Here is a 16,603-nt window from a genome sequence, read left to right as displayed (position 1 = left end):
AAGGAAGATCGAACGGTCTTCCTTTTTCTTCGCAAATTTTTAAGAGAGAAAAAATGAAAGCATTTAACAAAAAAATTATGTTCAGTGTATTCAGTGGTCTTGTGATGTCATTGAGTCATGCAGCTGAAGTTGAAACATCAAATACCCAAGAAATTCATTTTCCTGAAGTGAAAGACAGTTATTTAAAGCAAGTGAATCGTTATGAATATGATGACGTGGCACGTTTAGATAAAGGTTTAAGCAAAGATCAGATTCGCCATGTTTTGGGGAATCCGCAATTTTCTGAGGGCCTTTTTGCTGTTAAAACTTGGAACTATGTATTGGATGTTCGAGAGCCGAGTTCAAATCAATATAAACGTTGCCAGTTGCGCATAGACTTTGATAAGCACTACCGTTCAGAAAACTTATATTGGAAAGGTGAACAATGCCAAGGTCTGATGGCTTGGGGTATCAATAACCAATCCGCGACAGAACAAACGGCTCTATCCGCTACAGGCCAATCAGCCAGTGTTTTATTCTATTTTGATCATTCAGGTAAAAGTGGGGTAAAAAATCCTGAAGTGATTAGCAAAATTGCTGATCAAATTAAGCAAACTGATGGGAATAGCAAGATTTTTGTTGCTGGTTATACTGACCGTTTAGGTTCATTTCCGTATAACCAAAGGTTATCAGCGGCGAGAGCCAATACCGTTGTAGATTTATTGAAACAACAGGGTATTCCTGCGGATCAAATTCAATTTTCAGCAGAAAATAAAACGGATGTGTATCAGAAATGCAATGGAATGAACAAAAAAATTCAATTGGTTGAGTGTTTAGCACCTAATCGCCGAGTAAACATCACTTGGTAAAACTGAATGCATAATCAAATAAATTCAGTTTAAAAGAAGGTGTTTATTCTTCAAATAGATTGAGCTTTATTGCATGCCAACGCCCGATGAAATTCATCGGGCGTTTTAAATTATTTACTGTTCTGGTTTATTTTGAATAAATCATACATCACCAAATAATATTGATTGCCAATTTAGCCCAGCAGAAACATCAGCAACAAAACATTTTGATTAAACAGAAATAATCTGTGCAAAATGAATGAACGGGCTTCTTTTTGATGCCTTTTATAAAATAAAATTTAGTGAATTTTGTTAAATGATAAATATTTTTTATTAAAAAATAAAAAATTATTCATAGAAGTTTTGTGTTTTATCCAACACGATAGCGTTATATTAAATTCTAATGTTTTATTTATCTATAAAGCTTGTTGGAATATCAATAGACACGTCTTGTTTAAAAAAAGATCATGCTCAAGATCATTGGTTATATGCTAAGTTATAGTATGATGTGTTCATATTTCGACTGATTTATTGCTATATCAGTTTTATTTAGCCAGAGTGAATTGATATTCATTTCAAGCTCAAACAATGTTGGAAATACAAATGCCTGACTATCGTTCAAAAACATCGACACATGGAAGAAATATGGCTGGTGCACGTGGCTTATGGCGTGCAACAGGAATGAAAGATGAAGATTTTGGTAAACCGATTATTGCGGTAGTCAACTCATTTACTCAGTTTGTCCCTGGTCATGTGCATTTAAAAGACTTAGGTCAGCTGGTTGCTGAACAGATTCAAGCAGCGGGTGGTGTGGCAAAAGAATTCAATACGATTGCAGTCGATGATGGTATTGCAATGGGGCATGACGGCATGCTGTATTCATTGCCTTCGCGTGATTTGATTGCTGATTCTGTTGAATACATGGTCAATGCGCATTGTGCAGATGCCATGGTATGTATTTCTAACTGTGACAAAATCACACCAGGAATGTTAATGGCGGCAATGCGTCTAAACATTCCTGTGGTATTTGTGTCTGGCGGCCCAATGGAAGCGGGTAAAGTTAAAATCCGTGGTACAGAACATGCGATTGATCTCGTTGATGCAATGGTGGTTGCTGCTGATGATAGTTTTACCGATGAAGAAGTAAAACAATACGAGCGTTCAGCTTGCCCAACTTGTGGTTCATGTTCAGGTATGTTTACAGCCAACTCAATGAACTGTTTGACAGAAGCCCTTGGTTTATCTTTACCGGGTAATGGTTCAACTTTAGCAACCCATGCAAATCGTCAAAAATTATTTGAAAAAGCCGGTCAATTGATTGTTAAGTTGGCAAAGCGCCATTATGAACAAGATGACTACACCATATTACCGCGTTCAATTGCGACCAAAGCGTCTTATGAAAATGCGATGACGCTAGATATTGCAATGGGTGGTTCAACCAATACCGTATTGCATTTATTGGCTGCGGCACATGAAGCAGGTGTTGATTTTACCATGGACGATATTGATCGTTTATCGCGTAAAGTGCCTGTGTTGTGTAAAGTTGCCCCTGCAAAACAAGATGTCCATATGGAAGATGTCCATCGTGCAGGCGGTATCATGTCAATTCTAGGTGAATTGGATCGTGCTGGTCTATTGGATACATCAGTCTATACCGTACATGAAAATACGTTGAAAGATGCTTTAGATAAATGGGATATTATTCGTACCGAAGATCCAGAGGTTTACGAGTTCTTCCGTTCAGCACCAGGCGGTGTTCCGACTCAAACAGCATTTTCACAAAACCGTTATTATCAAACTTTAGATGGTAACCGTGAAAAAGGTGTGATCCGTAATGCTGAACATGCATTCTCTAAAGACGGTGGTTTGGCTGTACTGTACGGAAACATCGCTGTAGATGGTTGTATTGTAAAAACTGCGGGTGTAGATGATTCGATCCTGAAATTTAATGGTACGGCTCGTGTCTTTGAAAGCCAAGACGCTGCTGTAGATTCAATTCTTGGTCATGAAATCAAAGCTGGTGATGTGGTTGTCATCCGTTATGAAGGTCCACGCGGTGGTCCGGGTATGCAAGAAATGCTTTACCCAACCAGCTATCTAAAATCGAAAGGCTTAGGTAAAGAATGTGCTTTACTTACAGATGGTCGTTTCTCTGGTGGTTCTTCAGGTCTTTCCATTGGTCACGTATCGCCAGAAGCTGCTGAGGGCGGTGTTATTGGATTGGTTGAAGATGGTGATTTGATTGAAATCGATATTCCAAATCGTACAATTCATCTCGCTGTTGATGATGCAACCTTAGCTGCACGCCGTAAAGTTCAAGACCAAAAAGGTTGGCAGCCAGCTGAAGAACGTCCACGTAAGGTTTCAAAAGCATTAAAAGCTTATGCTATGCATACCACCAGTGCGTCGAAAGGTGCGGTGCGTGAAATCTAAGCGTTAAAATAAGATTCCCAAACAAAATAAAAGCACTCATGGATTGGGTGCTTTTTATTGCATTGACCTAACGATTTAAATTTTATCGAGTTTTGGGATATTGATCATTCAGATTCAAATTGTTATAAGTTTTGTTATGACTGGTTAGAATTAATTTTCTCAGCATCACCCGTGAATGAATGGTATGCTTGAGCGAGTTTCAATCAGATTTTCTTTTATTTTTCAGTGCTTATTTCGAGGCTCTACGCATGTCACTGTTACGCCGTTGGTTTGATCCAATCCGATCGAGTTGGTTTTACCAAAAGCCGATTCGTCAAGAGGTGTTATCTACGGAACAGGGACTGAGTATTTATCTGCGTTTAGATGATGTTTATAGCTATCTTGCTGTACAGCAACTGACCCAATTGGAAGATCTTTTAAGTGATGATTTAAAGCCACTTAAAGTGATTATTTCCAATACCGCAGCAGAACCCCCCAATGGCATGACCATAGAAGAATGGCGCAATTATAGTTTAGAAGACGCCAAAATCTTAGCCAATCAACATCGTTTTAGTTATGATGATGAAAAACCAGAACAACCGACTCAAGAAGCATTACAACAAGCGGAAACAATTCTTAGAAATACACCGCTAACCGGTCAAAATTTTCTTTATTTACTCGAAGATGTATTTCATATGCTGTGGCAGCAGCAGTATGGCAAATTGCGTACTTTATTCGTGATGGCCAGTCAGCATCAAAAACCGCAAAATTTTCCAGAACGCGTGTTTGGTCAAAACCCAATTTTAGAAAGCTATTTTGAATTTGGTGGACGTAAATATCATGCAGTGGATGATTTATTACGGTTAACTCGTCGTTTAAAACAACAAAAATTATTGATTGATAACCCTATTTTTCTGATCAATCACATTGAATGGCGTGAGCATTTGATGAGTGATGCAGAAGAGCTTGCTGAAATTCAGGCCATGCATCCTGAACTTGATTTATATATTGCCTTAGAAGACCCGATCAGTTGGTTATTATTGGCATATATCAAAGAAGAACTCGCAAATTATTATAATATTCAGTTGAACTTATTTCCGCTGAGTTATCACGGTCGGGACTTTTTTGATTGGAGTTTGGCGACCCGTCTTTCCAAGCGTTCAGAAGTGAAATTTACCCCGTTCTGTCGTCCGACTGCTGAAAGCACCTTAAATATGGCAAAGCTTTATTACAGCGTAGCAGAAGAGCAACGTGTAGATGTGATGTATGACATTTTACAGGCGGTTTGGACCAAGGGGCGTGATTTATCATTCAAGCCGCATTTACAGCAAATGCAACATGATTTAGGGATTGAAAATCTAACAGATATTGACGTTGAAGCTTTATTAACAGCCAACGATCAGCAATGTGCAGAGAAACATCAGCCTGATTTTCCTGTTTTAGAATTGCGTATTGAAGGAAAGCGTTACGTTTTTAATAGCCTATATCGGGTTTGGATGATTGAAAGTATTTTTAGTAATGTGTTAGAACAGAAGTATAAAGCCGAGAATGAGTTGGAACGCGCTCAACATCATATAGAAGCACAGGATGCAGAAAAAACAGATGATTAAAAAAGAGAAATGTGAATCATTAGAACAAGTACGTGATCGAATCGATCAGTTGGATCAGGAACTGATTGAGCTGATTGCAACCCGCCAATTTTATGTTGATCAAGCTGTCCGATTTAAACGTAATGTAGATGACGTACAGTCTCCAGAGCGTGTACAACAAGTGATTAATAAAGTACGTCAGAAAGCCATAGATGTTGGCACCAACCCTGATTTGGTGGAAATGCTCTATCGGGAAATGATCCAGCATTTTATCCAAAGAGAATTAAAAGAAATCCGTCCATAACGGTGATGTGATTTTAATTTTGCCCATAAAAATATTTATTTTAGAGAACGGTATGAAAAAAATTATTCTAATCTGCATCACAACAATGTTGAGTCAGTATGCACTTGCAGAAAATTGGAAATTTATTGTCAAAGATGAGGATGGTAGTTTTTATCTAGATACCGATCGTATTGTGAAAAAAGACAAAACGGTTAATTATTGGGCTAAGTTTGTTGCTGATGCAGACAGTGAAGAACTGGATATGAAAAAAGGTGACTATACACTTTCTCATAATTTAGACCAATGTGCTGATCGTACGACAAATATCACCTTGGTTGAAGATTATAAAAAAAATGGTCAATTGATCAATAGCGATCCACAAGATTCAGATCCAAGTGATATCGATGATGATGAAATTAATCTGGCATTTTTTAAAGCCGTGTGTAAATAGTTTCTAAATTGTTATTTATTTCAATACTTAAAGCATAATCAGCTTTAAGGCAATTCAGTCTAAGCTGCTTAAAATCCCTTTTATATAAAAGGGATTTTTTTATTGATCACTGTTAATTTATGGCCATCATACTATTTTAATTTAAGGCATTAGAATTTTTAAATCAGCCCTTTATATGCCCCATTCCAATTCTGCATTTGTGATTTTATTGATGACAGTTTGATATTCAAATTTTTTACATGCACACCATAATTGGATAAAATCTGAACCAAAATATTGTTTAAAGACTGCATGTTTTTCAAATAATTGCAGCGCTTCAAGCTGATGAGAGGGTAAGAAATGCTGTGAGTTAATCACTTTTACTTGTTGGATTGATTGAGGTAAATCCAGTGCTGCATGTAAGCCATGCAGTACCCCCGTCAGAATGGTTGCAACACACAAATAAGGGTTGACGTCTGCACCCGCAACACGATATCCCAAGCGTTGATTGTCCTGATCTGAACAGGGGATACGAATCGCAACATTGCGATTATTGAAGCCCCAATTGGCTTCGAGTGGAACATGATTGCCAAGTTGGAATCTACGAAATGCGTTAATATTGGGTGCTAAAATAGCCATGGATGCGGGCATTAAGTCAAGTAAACCTGCAATCACTTTATGCATGATGGGGTTTGGATTTTTCAACTGATCTATTTTAAAAAGATTGTCTTGCCATTGATTGCGTATGCTCATATGAAAGTGCATGCCACTGCCTGCTATTGCCATATTTGGTTTCGCCATAAAACTGGCTTTTAAACCATGTTGCATCGCAATTTGACGAATCATTCGTTTAATACTCATGATGTCATCACACAGTTTTAAAATGTTGTCACTGTGCTGAATATTTAATTCAAATTGTCCAGAAGCACTTTCAGCTACAACACCTGTTAAATTAATATCTTGTCGTTTTGCTTCTAATTCAATTTGTTGAATGACAGTTTGAAAATTATGCGGAGTATCGACATCGAAACATTGGGTAGAAAGCGGATCAGATTGGGGAGAAAACGGGGCATCTTGGATATTTTTAGACAAATAAAACTCGATTTCACCGGCCATCATTGGAAAATAGTGCATCTGATGCAGTGTCAATAAAATTCTTTTTAATATATTGCGAGGCTCAATCACACAATCTGAACCATCATCGGATTTCATGGTTAATAGCAGCTGGGCATGCTGATTGGGTTGATCTGCACAAGGCTTTAGACTGCCCAAGACGGGCATACATAAGCGATCGGGTTCGCCAATATATTTTCCCAGCCCACTTTCTTCAACCACTTGACCATCCAAGCTCATCGCATAAATAGACAACGGAAAATAACAGCCTTTCTGCAATTGGTGGAGGGCATTTACTTCAATACGCTTACCACGAAGATGACCATTGAGATCATGTAAGCAGATATCAATAAACTGGGTCTCTGGATAATCTTCTAAATATTGTTGAATTTCTTTGTTGAAATCATGCATGCCCTGATTTTCTAAGATCAGTGCTGTGGGGAATATTTTTGTAGAATTGGCAAGTGACATATTCATTGTGAATAAATCCAAATGGGGTAAAAAAATTATAGAAAGCTTGTTTACTCTAGTAACGTAAAATGATCGTAAATTCTTTTCTTAGATACTTAGCCAAAACACTCAACATCAAGCCTCAATCATTGCTTGAGGCTCTATCCTAAAAACAGTGATATTTCAAAACAAAGCTTTGGCGTAGCATTGCCTCAGAATATTGAGGTAAAACGACATGATGGGATTTGTAATTGGTGTATTTGCAATTGCAGGCATGATTAAAGGCACAATTGGTCTCGGCTTACCTGCCGTTTCAATGGGACTTTTAAGCCTTGTGATTAGCCCATTCCAAGCCGCAACTTTATTGATCATTCCATCTATGGTGACCAACTTTTGGCAATTGTTTGCTGAAGGTCATGTATGGCGGTTAGTTCGCCGTTTTTATCCCTTACTGTTGGGGATTATTATCGGTTCAATTTGGAGTGTTTTCCCAACTTTAGGCCACTCTAGTGGTGGTTTTCATAGTGAAGCATTACTGGGTGGAATGCTGGCATTGTATGGACTCTATGGTTTATTTTCCAAACGTATGCCAAATCTTGCACCGCATGAAAAATGGCTTTCCCCAATCATTGGATATTTAGGCGGTGCTTTAACTGTTGCCACGGGAGTGGTGGTGATTCCTGTGGTCCCTTATTTACAATCTTTGCAGTTAAAGCGTGATGATTTGGTTCAATCTCTAGGTTTAGCTTTTACCGTTTCAACATTGTGTCTTGCTGTTTTCTTACATCAAAATCCTGTTGAAGATACGCCAATTGATTATCAGTTATCTCTTATTGCTTTGGTGCCTGCATTAATAGGAATGTGGGTGGGAACAAAAATTCGTTATCGTATTCCAGAGCAAAAATTTCGTAAAGTTTTCTTCTGTGGCTTGGTGATTTTTGGCTTATATTCAGTATTGCATCAATTTGGCGTGATCTAGTCTGAGGACAAATGGTCGTGTAATGGCTCTGTCCGCACATGTGAAGCTATGACCCTCTTGGGTAAACTGAAAAAATCAAAGCAGATGATAGCGATTTAGTTAGTTTTAAAAATCAATATCAGCGTGGTGCTTAAGTCTTTAAGCTAAAATCAGTTTCGATTTTTGTGAAATTAAGAATTGGGCAAAGTGTTGATATGCTGTTGGAAGTTCATCAAAATTTTGAGCAGCCAATTGTAGTTGACGTTTTGCCCATTCACCGACTAGTTCAATTTGATCAAATGCATAGAGTTGATTGAGTCGCATTGCTGCCCGTTTGGGCATAATGGCAATGCCGACACCACTCGCAACCACTTGAGCGATCGCAGCAAAATTTGGCAATCTTAAACGATACTGAATTGCACAATTGAGCAATTTGGCTTGGTTTTCAATCGACTGCTGTAGAGAGTGATATTGCATTAAACCCACAAAGGCATAGTTCAGAGTATCGACCAGTCTGAGCTCTGTTCGCTGGCTTAATTCATGATTTGATGGACAAATCAGCACTAACGGATCATCTGAAAAGGCTAAAGTTTGTAATTGATGTGCATTAAAAAAGCTCGAAATTAAGCCGAGTTTTGCATTGCCTTTTTCAAGGGTCTGAATAATTTCATTACTTTCAGCTTCCTGTAGATCAATCTGAATATGGGGGTTTTCAACTAAATACTGAGGAAGTAATAAGGGCAGATATTCACTTTGTGCAGATGAATTACACCACAAAGTCATCTGTGTGCTTAGACCTTTTGCGAAGGGTGACATCGCTTGTTCAAGCTGTTTACTTTGTTGTATTAGACGTAAAGCCTGTTCTGCAAAAGTTTGACCTGCAATTGTGAGTTTGACCCCAGAGGCATGGCGGGTAAAAAGGCTTGTGGCATATTGTTGTTCGAGTTTTTTAATACGTTCACTGGCTGCCTGTAGTGAAATCGACGAGCGTTCTGCACCTTTGGTGAGGCTCCCTGTGTCCACGATATTGATAAACAGTTGCAAATCGAAGAAGTCTAGGCGCATGCGAATCATTAAGAGCTGAAATGAGATCAAAGTATAGCTGAATAATCATACAAATATGCGATATCGTGTAGATTGTTTCAGCGATGAGTAAGACGAGATTTAAATTGAAACAATGAAGGCTTGATCACGACGATATCGTACGATAGTCACTGGATATTTAAAGTGCTTGTATTGGAAAATATATAGGTTTGAAACATAAGTAACTTGATTGATATTGATCATATGCCTGACTTGCCCAATTTGAGTCTAAAACGCAAACCATTGATGAAATCTCAAAACACCCTAGAAAAGATGAAAATTCTAAGCGAGTAAAAAAAGTGAAAACGATTGGTTTATTAGGTGGAATGAGTTGGGAATCTACAGACTTGTACTATCAACAGCTGAATAAAAGCGTTCAACAAAAATTAGGAAAATTACACTCTGCAAAAATTGTTTTAATCAGTGTTGATTTTGCTGAGATAGAAATATTACAGCGTCAAGGTTTATGGGACGATGCAGCACTGTATTTAACAGAGAAGGCAATTCAGTTGGAGAAAGCAGGGGCAGAAGGGATTTTACTGTGTACCAATACCATGCATAAAGTTGCTTCTGCTATTGAAAGCTCGGTCTCAGTTCCATTTATTCATATCGCTGATGCAACAGCAAAAGAAGTTTTAAAACAGAATATTGGCAAAGTCGGTTTGTTAGGTACTCAATTTACCATGGAACAAGACTTCTATAAGCATCGGTTAGAAGAACAAGGCATCAATGTACTGGTGCCTAACCAAGCGCATCGACAGATGGTTCACAATATTATTTATGATGAATTGTGTTTAGGTGTGATCAAGGAAGAATCTCGTCAGAAATACATCCATATTGTTGAGCAGCTAATATTAGAGGGTGCTGAAGGCGTTATTCTGGGATGTACAGAAATTTGTATGCTCATTGGAGATACTCAGTTTTCTGTTCCGCTGTTCGATACAACGTCGATCCATGTGCAAGCTGCTGTGGATTTTGCTTTGTCTTGACCTTTTTGACGCGGGTATTTGTATTAACAAAAAAGCTCCCGAAGGAGCTTTAAATATTATATAAGCAAAGGCTTACATAATTTTCACACCTTGTTGACCCGCAGGGGTAACTTTGAAGATTTCCACTTCAAAAGTGATATTTTTACCTGCGAGTGGGTGGTTGAAATCCACTTCAGTGATGTCTTCACCGACAGTTTTAACCACGCCAAATAGACTTTGTTTGGCTTTGTCTTCAAACTCAATCATATGGCCTTCAACAGGACGTTGTTCGAATTTTACTGTATCGAATTTTTGCACATTTTCAGAATTCCACGGACCGAAAGCATCTTCTGGTGGAAGGCTAACAGTACGACGGTCACCTGCACGAAGACCAAATAAGGCTTTTTCAAAACCTGGCAATAAACTGCCATCCCCGATCACTAAGCTTACAGGCTCTTCACGGCTACGTGTGTTATCAATTTCAACACCACTTTCGATGGCAACAGAAAAATGCAGTTCTACTTTTGAGCCATCCGCAACACGCGTTTCGTCATTGGGGTTAATCATTTGTTCAGTCATTTTGCGCTTCCGCACGTTGAATACGATGCTTTTCTAAAAAGAAGGTATCAATTAACAATAAAATCGTACCGAGAGTGATCGCACTATCGGCAATGTTGAATGCAGGGAAACTACTGCCTTGGTAATGCAAATGAATAAAATCGACCACATAACCTAATGTCACCCGATCAATTAAATTCCCCAATGCACCGCCAAGAATCAATGCGATTGCAGCAGGTAAGATCAGCGTGGTTTTTGGCATACGCATGAGCCAAAAAATAAAGATGATCGATACAACGCCTGCAAGACCTGTGAATAAATAATGCTGCCAACCACCCGCATCAGACAAGAAGCTAAATGCTGCGCCGTAATTATGCAGTAATGTCCAATTTAAGAAGGGCAATACAGGTACAGGCTGAGCATAAGTCAGCTCTGCACTTGCAATGTTTTTTGTCCATTGGTCAATGATAATGGCAAGGACAGAAAGTCCAAGCCACATCAAATTATGCGGATAAAACTGCAATAAGCCCTTTTTATTTTGCGGATTAGGCATATTTTCTCTCTTCGCCTTGACCTGTAGGAAGGTTAATAATACAACGAGAACAAAGCCCTGGATGTGCATGATGTGTATTCACATCTGGAAGAACATGCCAGCAACGTGCACATTTTTCGCCTTCAGCAGCAGAAACTTTAACACGTAGGCCTTCAAGTTCTGTTGCTTCACCTTGCTCAGCATAGTCATAAACAATCGCTTGAGAGGTGATCAAGACAAAACGAAGCTCATCGCCCAATTGCTTCAAGACGTTTTGTAGGTCTGTATTTGCCCAAAGTTCAACTTTAGCAGACAGGTTACTACCAACCAATTTAGCATTACGCGCTGTCTCAATCTGTTTATTAACCGCAGATTTGACTTCAATTAAGGTTTGCCAATCCGCTTCAGAGATCAAGTTGGTGCTTGATGCCACTGGAATATCATACCAATGCGCTGTAAATACATATTTTTCAGTTTGTTCTGGAATCAATGGCCACGCTTCTTGTGCTGTAAAGCTCAAGATAGGGCTCATCCAACGAACAAAGGCTTGAACCAAATGATACAACGCAGTTTGAGCAGAATGACGTGCTGTGGAGTCTGCTTTAGTCGTGTATTGGCGGTCTTTGATGATGTCTAAGTAGAAACCACCCAAATCATTGATACAGAAACTGGTCAAAGCATTGGTGACGACATGGAAGTTCATATCTTCATAAGCTTGTTGAATGGTTTTCTGTACGTCTGCTGCACGTTGTAAGATGTATTGATCCAATGCAATCAATTGATCTACAGGTAACGCATCTGTTGATGGTTTAAAGCCATTCAAGTTTGCCAATAAGAAACGTAAAGTATTACGAATACGACGATAGCTGTCACTTACACGGCTAAAAATTTCGTTACTTGCGGCAATTTCATAACGATAATCGCTTGATGCAACATATAAACGTAAACCATCAGCACCTAACTGCTTGATGATGTCTTCAAGTGGGATAAAGTTACCCAATGATTTTGATAATTTACGACCTTTTTCATCCACGGTAAAACCATGTGTAAGCAGGGCTTTATAAGGTGCGCGCTTATGGATCGCAATCGACGTGAGCAATGAAGACTGAAACCAGCCACGATGTTGGTCAGAACCTTCAAGATATAAATCAGCTGGATCTTGCAGTTCTGCACGTTCACGCAATACTGCATAGTGCGTTGTACCTGAGTCAAACCATACATCGAGCGTGTCACGAACAGCATTGTACTGCTCAGCATCATCACCGATAAACGCTTTGGCTTCACGATTATACCAACCATCAATGCCTTCTTTTTCGATGAGCTTCGCCACATCTTCAATGAGCTCTGCGGTACGAGGGTGCAATTCATTGGTATCTTTATGTACAAAGAATGGAATCGGCACACCCCAAGTCCGTTGACGAGAGATACACCAGTCTGGGCGACCTTCAATCATTGACTTGATACGGTTTTTACCCCAATCAGGGACAAAGTCGATGTCATTTTCAATTGCATTTAAAGCATCTTGGCGTAACCCATTCGCATCCATGCTGATAAACCACTGTGGGGTTGCACGGAAGATGATTGGTGTTTTATGACGCCAGCAATGCGGGTAACTGTGCTTAATTGGCAGATGCGCCCAGAGTTTGCCAGCATCTGTTAATGCTTCAATGATTTTTGGATTGGCTTTATAAATGTGCTCGCCTGCAAAAAGAGGCGCAGTCGGTAAATATACACCATTACCACTTACAGGGTTTTCAACTTTTAAGTTATAGATTAAGCCAACTTTATAATCGTCCACACCATGTCCAGGTGCAGTATGCACAGCACCTGTACCACTGGTTGCAATGACATGTTCACCTAAAATCACAGGCACTTGGCGATCTACAATCAATGGATGTTGTAATTGTAAGTTTTCGAGCGTCGCACCGACAAAGTCAGCCAATACTTTTGGTTGTTCAAGTTTGTAACGTTCACATGCAGATTCAACTAAATCTTTGGCTAAGATTAAGTTTTGTGTGCCACGCTCAGACTGAACTTCCACCAATTGATAGGCAATATCCGCATGTAAGGCAACCGCTTGGTTCGCAGGTAATGTCCAAGGTGTCGTTGTCCAAATCACGATATCTGTTGGATTGTTAACGTTGACACCCACTTTTGCAGACAAATCAGCAAGATCTACAACACCGAAACCCACATCAATTGCATCAGATTTTTTATCTTCATATTCCACTTCTGCTTCAGCAAGTGATGATCCACAATCCATACACCAGTTCACAGGTTTTAGACCGGGTTCGATATGACCTGCTTTGGCAATTTCACCGAGCGCGCGAACAATATCTGCTTCTTGTTTGAAGTTCATGGTGAGATATGGATTATCCCAGTCTCCAAACACGCCCATACGAACAAAGTCTTTTTTCTGTAATTCGACTTGAGTATATGCATATTCACGGCAGGCTTTACGGAAAGTCGATGCGTCAACTTTTACGCCAACTTTACCGATTTTTTCTTCGACTTTGAGTTCGATTGGTAGACCATGACAGTCCCAACCTGGAACATAAGGTGCGTCAAAATCATCTAAAGTGCGACTTTTAACAATAATGTCTTTTAAAACTTTATTGACGACATGACCTAAATGCAATGAACCATTTGCATATGGAGGACCGTCATGCAGAATATATTTTTTCTTGCCAATACGCGAAGCACGAATCTGCTGATAAATGTTGTCGGCATACCACTCTTCTAACCATTTTGCTTCACGTACTGCGAGATTTGCTTTCATTGCAAATTCAGTACCTGGTAGGTTTAGCGTGGCTTTATAATCCACTGCATTTTCAGAAGTTTGCTTATCGCTCATGCAAGTTGTCATCCAATATTATCAGCACCATTGCTGACGCGTTTTACAATAAAAGTTTAAGTTAAAAAGGAAATTTGGGGGTGTTTTTGCGAAACTCAAGCAAACGCTCGACATCATCATCAATTCCCGCCTGAAGCGCTTCAAGTGATGGGTAATTTAATTCACCATGTAAATAGTCGAGGAAAGTGACTCGCATTAACAGACCATACAGATTAGCAGAAACATTTGGAAAATGTACTTCTAATCGCCATTCTGGATGTTCTTGTTTGATTGCAGGGCGTGTTCCCACATGGCCCGCACCAAATAACGCATCTGTTTGATAGCCAGCAACACCTATTTTATCGGGGTTCTCAGCTTTGACTTTCTGTGTCAATGAGGTACTTTCGCAAATAACATCGACAGCATAAATACCACTTAAACAGGGTTTATGACGGCCAAGTCGAACATTGATGGTTGGAAAATTCAAAGTACGACCAATTTGATCACCATATTGCACACGACCAATCATGCTGTATGGGCGACCCAATAATTTTGCTGCAAGTGATAAGTCACCCGCTTGGAGAACTTGGCGAATACGGGTTGAACTGACACGTTCGCCATTAAATTCAATGGTATTGAGATTGGTGACATCAAAACCATATTGTTTTAAAAATTCACTATTGCCTTGACGGTCTTTACCGAAGTGAAAATCATCACCTAAGATCAAACTTTGCGCATTGAGTTTGTTTTTTAACAGGCTTGCAAAGTTTTCAGCACTTAAGCTACGGAATTGATTATCAAATTTAGCGATAGCAATATAATCAACACCCAATTCAGATAAATATTCTACTTTTTCTCTGAGTGATGAAATCCGTGGTGGTGCTTCATAACCTTTGAAAAACTCTAAAGGTTGCGGCTCAAAAATCATCACCAAGGTTTTTAAATTTTGGGCTTCAGCCACTTCTTTGAGTTGAGAAACCATCGCCTGATGTCCCAAATGGACACCATCAAAATTGCCAATCGTCACAGCGGTTTGGGGCAATTGAAAATTTGGTGCTAAGGCATTTAGACGTAACAGCTGCATGGTTTCAAAATAAGCTTAAAATTTGAAAGGACTATATATTGCCATAATCTCACAGTTTCGTCTTTGTTGTTGTGTTTTTATCCAGAAAAAAATGACTGAGAATACTTTTATATCAGTAAAATTGATTCATTTTATGAAATTAAATCAATTTTATTTATTAAAAGATGCTTTTATAATCAATTTATCTGCTGAAATGAGGATGAAGCGATGAAAAAGCCATTTTACCAACTTGAACAAACAGGTGATGTGATTCGACAGTTTACGCCAAACTGGTTCACCATGACCATGGGAACAGGGGTTGTTGCACTAATCTTGCCTGAATTTCCGTTTGCATCTGATTTTTTATGGCAGCTGGCAACTATTTTGTGGCAGTTTAACACGCTATTGTTTACTGTATTTATCCTACTGTATGTCTTACGCTGGCTCATCTATCCTCAAGAAGCGAAGCAGATTTTTTCCCATCCCGCAATGGCACTCTTTTTAGGTGCAATTCCAATGGGGTTGGCAACGGTATTAAATGGCTTTTTAAAATATGGCATACCCATTTATGGTGATGTTGCGTTCCAAATTGCGCAGTTGTTATGGTATGTCGATGTGGTTTTAGCGGTGGGTATTGGGGTGCTGGTACCGTTTTGTATGTTCCATAAACAAGATCATCAATTGCATACAATGACTGCAATGTGGCTATTGCCAATTGTGGCCTGTGAAGTTGCAGCAACATCAGGCGGCTTACTTTTAGCGCATATGCATGCGAGTCAACAGGCAGTGGCTATTTTATTCGCCAGTTATATGCTGTGGGGGATGTCTGTATTGCCTGCTTTTGGGATTCTCACCATTCTGATGTTACGTTTGGCTGTACATCAATTGCCGAGCAAAGAGTTGGCAATTACAAGCTGGTTAGCTTTAGGGCCAATTGGTACAGGTGCATTGGCACTCTTGGTTCTAGGTGCTCAGGCTCCTCAAGTTTTGGCATTGATTCAGTTAGAAAATTTAGGTGTGTTCTTTCAAAATGCTGGGATTGTGGCAAGTTTTATTTTGCTTGGCTTTGGTGTGTGGTGGGTTGCAATCGCAATTCTAACCACACTCAAACATGCGGCAACCGAGCTACCATTTAATCTCGGTTGGTGGGGGCTAACTTTCCCACTGGGTGTATTTACCTTGGCAATATTGAGTTTAGGTCACCAATTACATCTCAGTTTTATTGTAGATACAGGCTTAGCATTTGCTGTAATTTTAATGATGTTGTGGGTGATGGTGATGAGCAAAACTTTGCGGGGAATGTATCAAGGGAATTTGTTTTTCTCTCCTTGCTTAAAGACTTTTTTAGAACGTGAATAAACAGAAAACCTTATTAATCAGTCTATAAAACAATCATTAAGAACTAATGATAAAATCGCCCAAGCCCAATTGTCTATTGATTACAGTTGGGCTTTTTTAATATTGAAATACAAAATAAATCTTATATAAGCAGTATGATGTTGGT

At 39.2% G+C, this 16,603-nt stretch carries 14 protein-coding genes; 8 read left to right on the top strand and 6 right to left on the bottom strand.

Annotated features, from left to right (window positions below):
- Positions 1 to 53: 53 nt before the first annotated feature.
- The 5 genes from L3V46_RS21580 to L3V46_RS21560 all read left to right on the top strand — a co-directional run bounded on the left by L3V46_RS21580 (position 54) and on the right by L3V46_RS21560 (position 5,562).
- Complete coding sequence (locus L3V46_RS21580) at positions 54 to 848, top strand: OmpA family protein (protein WP_239046714.1); 795 nt, start codon at positions 54 to 56, stop codon at positions 846 to 848.
- Positions 849 to 1,430: 582 nt separating this feature from the next.
- Positions 1,431 to 3,260, top strand: coding sequence for a dihydroxy-acid dehydratase (gene ilvD, locus L3V46_RS21575; RefSeq protein WP_239046713.1), 1,830 nt, complete (start codon positions 1,431 to 1,433; stop codon positions 3,258 to 3,260).
- Between the two features lie 248 nt (positions 3,261 to 3,508).
- Entirely contained in the window at positions 3,509 to 4,849 is a 1,341-nt protein-coding gene (locus L3V46_RS21570) for a hypothetical protein (RefSeq protein WP_239046712.1), read from the top strand.
- Positions 4,842 to 5,132 (top strand): chorismate mutase, encoded by a 291-nt coding sequence (locus L3V46_RS21565; protein ID WP_016539541.1) that lies wholly within the window; start codon positions 4,842 to 4,844, stop codon positions 5,130 to 5,132. Before L3V46_RS21570 ends, L3V46_RS21565 begins: the two co-directional genes overlap by 8 nt.
- Before the next feature lie 52 nt (positions 5,133 to 5,184).
- Positions 5,185 to 5,562 (top strand): surface-adhesin E family protein, encoded by a 378-nt coding sequence (locus tag L3V46_RS21560; protein ID WP_239046711.1) that lies wholly within the window; start codon positions 5,185 to 5,187, stop codon positions 5,560 to 5,562.
- Positions 5,563 to 5,733: 171 nt separating this feature from the next.
- Here L3V46_RS21560 and L3V46_RS21555 read toward each other — a convergent pair whose 3' ends face one another.
- Positions 5,734 to 7,131 (bottom strand): glutamine synthetase family protein, encoded by a 1,398-nt coding sequence (locus L3V46_RS21555; RefSeq protein WP_239046710.1) that lies wholly within the window; start codon positions 7,129 to 7,131, stop codon positions 5,734 to 5,736.
- Between the two features lie 208 nt (positions 7,132 to 7,339).
- Between L3V46_RS21555 and L3V46_RS21550 the strand changes: the two genes are divergently transcribed.
- Positions 7,340 to 8,083: a sulfite exporter TauE/SafE family protein gene (locus L3V46_RS21550; RefSeq protein WP_056516994.1), complete on the top strand. Its 744-nt coding sequence runs from the start codon at positions 7,340 to 7,342 to the stop codon at positions 8,081 to 8,083.
- Positions 8,084 to 8,221: 138 nt separating this feature from the next.
- Here L3V46_RS21550 and L3V46_RS21545 read toward each other — a convergent pair whose 3' ends face one another.
- On the bottom strand, positions 8,222 to 9,127 hold the full coding sequence (locus tag L3V46_RS21545) for a LysR family transcriptional regulator (RefSeq protein ID WP_151957662.1): 906 nt from the start codon (positions 9,125 to 9,127) through the stop codon (positions 8,222 to 8,224).
- 317 nt (positions 9,128 to 9,444) lie between these two features.
- Between L3V46_RS21545 and L3V46_RS21540 the strand changes: the two genes are divergently transcribed.
- Positions 9,445 to 10,134, top strand: a complete 690-nt coding sequence (locus tag L3V46_RS21540) for an aspartate/glutamate racemase family protein (protein ID WP_239046709.1) — start codon at positions 9,445 to 9,447, stop codon at positions 10,132 to 10,134.
- A 72-nt stretch (positions 10,135 to 10,206) separates the two neighbouring features.
- Here the strand turns inward: L3V46_RS21540 and L3V46_RS21535 are convergent, their stop codons facing one another.
- From L3V46_RS21535 to ribF, 4 genes are all read right to left on the bottom strand, one after another.
- Positions 10,207 to 10,692: a peptidylprolyl isomerase gene (locus L3V46_RS21535; RefSeq protein WP_004818226.1), complete on the bottom strand. Its 486-nt coding sequence runs from the start codon at positions 10,690 to 10,692 to the stop codon at positions 10,207 to 10,209.
- Positions 10,685 to 11,224, bottom strand: a complete 540-nt coding sequence (gene lspA / locus L3V46_RS21530; RefSeq protein ID WP_004718873.1) for a signal peptidase II — start codon at positions 11,222 to 11,224, stop codon at positions 10,685 to 10,687. Before lspA ends, L3V46_RS21535 begins: the two co-directional genes overlap by 8 nt.
- Entirely contained in the window at positions 11,217 to 14,057 is a 2,841-nt protein-coding gene (gene ileS, locus L3V46_RS21525) for an isoleucine--tRNA ligase (RefSeq protein ID WP_034614654.1), read from the bottom strand. Before ileS ends, lspA begins: the two co-directional genes overlap by 8 nt.
- A gap of 61 nt (positions 14,058 to 14,118) precedes the next feature.
- A complete protein-coding gene (gene ribF / locus L3V46_RS21520) occupies positions 14,119 to 15,120 on the bottom strand; it encodes a riboflavin biosynthesis protein RibF (RefSeq protein WP_034614658.1) in 1,002 nt (333 codons plus the stop codon).
- Between the two features lie 207 nt (positions 15,121 to 15,327).
- On the opposite strand from ribF, the gene L3V46_RS21515 reads away from it, so the two are divergent.
- On the top strand, positions 15,328 to 16,458 hold the full coding sequence (locus tag L3V46_RS21515) for a TDT family transporter (protein ID WP_239046708.1): 1,131 nt from the start codon (positions 15,328 to 15,330) through the stop codon (positions 16,456 to 16,458).
- The last annotated feature ends 145 nt before the right edge of the window (positions 16,459 to 16,603 follow it).

The organism is Acinetobacter sp. AG3 (genome assembly GCF_022343575.1).
Taxonomy (GTDB): Bacteria; Pseudomonadota; Gammaproteobacteria; order Pseudomonadales; family Moraxellaceae; genus Acinetobacter; species Acinetobacter guillouiae.
This window is presented reverse-complemented; position numbering and strand designations above follow the sequence as displayed.

What these genes read in the sequence shown, in the direction of transcription:
- lspA (WP_004718873.1), bottom strand. Translation starts at nt 11,224, where the DNA reads ATGCCTAATCCGCAAAATAAAAAGGGCTTATTGCAGTTTTATCCGCAT.
- L3V46_RS21550 (WP_056516994.1), top strand. Translation starts at nt 7,340, where the DNA reads ATGATGGGATTTGTAATTGGTGTATTTGCAATTGCAGGCATGATTAAA.
- L3V46_RS21515 (WP_239046708.1), top strand. Translation starts at nt 15,328, where the DNA reads ATGAAAAAGCCATTTTACCAACTTGAACAAACAGGTGATGTGATTCGA.
- L3V46_RS21565 (WP_016539541.1), top strand. Translation starts at nt 4,842, where the DNA reads ATGATTAAAAAAGAGAAATGTGAATCATTAGAACAAGTACGTGATCGA.
- ribF (WP_034614658.1), bottom strand. Translation starts at nt 15,120, where the DNA reads ATGCAGCTGTTACGTCTAAATGCCTTAGCACCAAATTTTCAATTGCCC.
- L3V46_RS21570 (WP_239046712.1), top strand. Translation starts at nt 3,509, where the DNA reads ATGTCACTGTTACGCCGTTGGTTTGATCCAATCCGATCGAGTTGGTTT.
- ileS (WP_034614654.1), bottom strand. Translation starts at nt 14,057, where the DNA reads ATGAGCGATAAGCAAACTTCTGAAAATGCAGTGGATTATAAAGCCACG.
- L3V46_RS21560 (WP_239046711.1), top strand. Translation starts at nt 5,185, where the DNA reads ATGAAAAAAATTATTCTAATCTGCATCACAACAATGTTGAGTCAGTAT.
- L3V46_RS21580 (WP_239046714.1), top strand. Translation starts at nt 54, where the DNA reads ATGAAAGCATTTAACAAAAAAATTATGTTCAGTGTATTCAGTGGTCTT.
- L3V46_RS21555 (WP_239046710.1), bottom strand. Translation starts at nt 7,131, where the DNA reads ATGAATATGTCACTTGCCAATTCTACAAAAATATTCCCCACAGCACTG.
- ilvD (WP_239046713.1), top strand. Translation starts at nt 1,431, where the DNA reads ATGCCTGACTATCGTTCAAAAACATCGACACATGGAAGAAATATGGCT.
- L3V46_RS21535 (WP_004818226.1), bottom strand. Translation starts at nt 10,692, where the DNA reads ATGACTGAACAAATGATTAACCCCAATGACGAAACGCGTGTTGCGGAT.
- L3V46_RS21545 (WP_151957662.1), bottom strand. Translation starts at nt 9,127, where the DNA reads ATGCGCCTAGACTTCTTCGATTTGCAACTGTTTATCAATATCGTGGAC.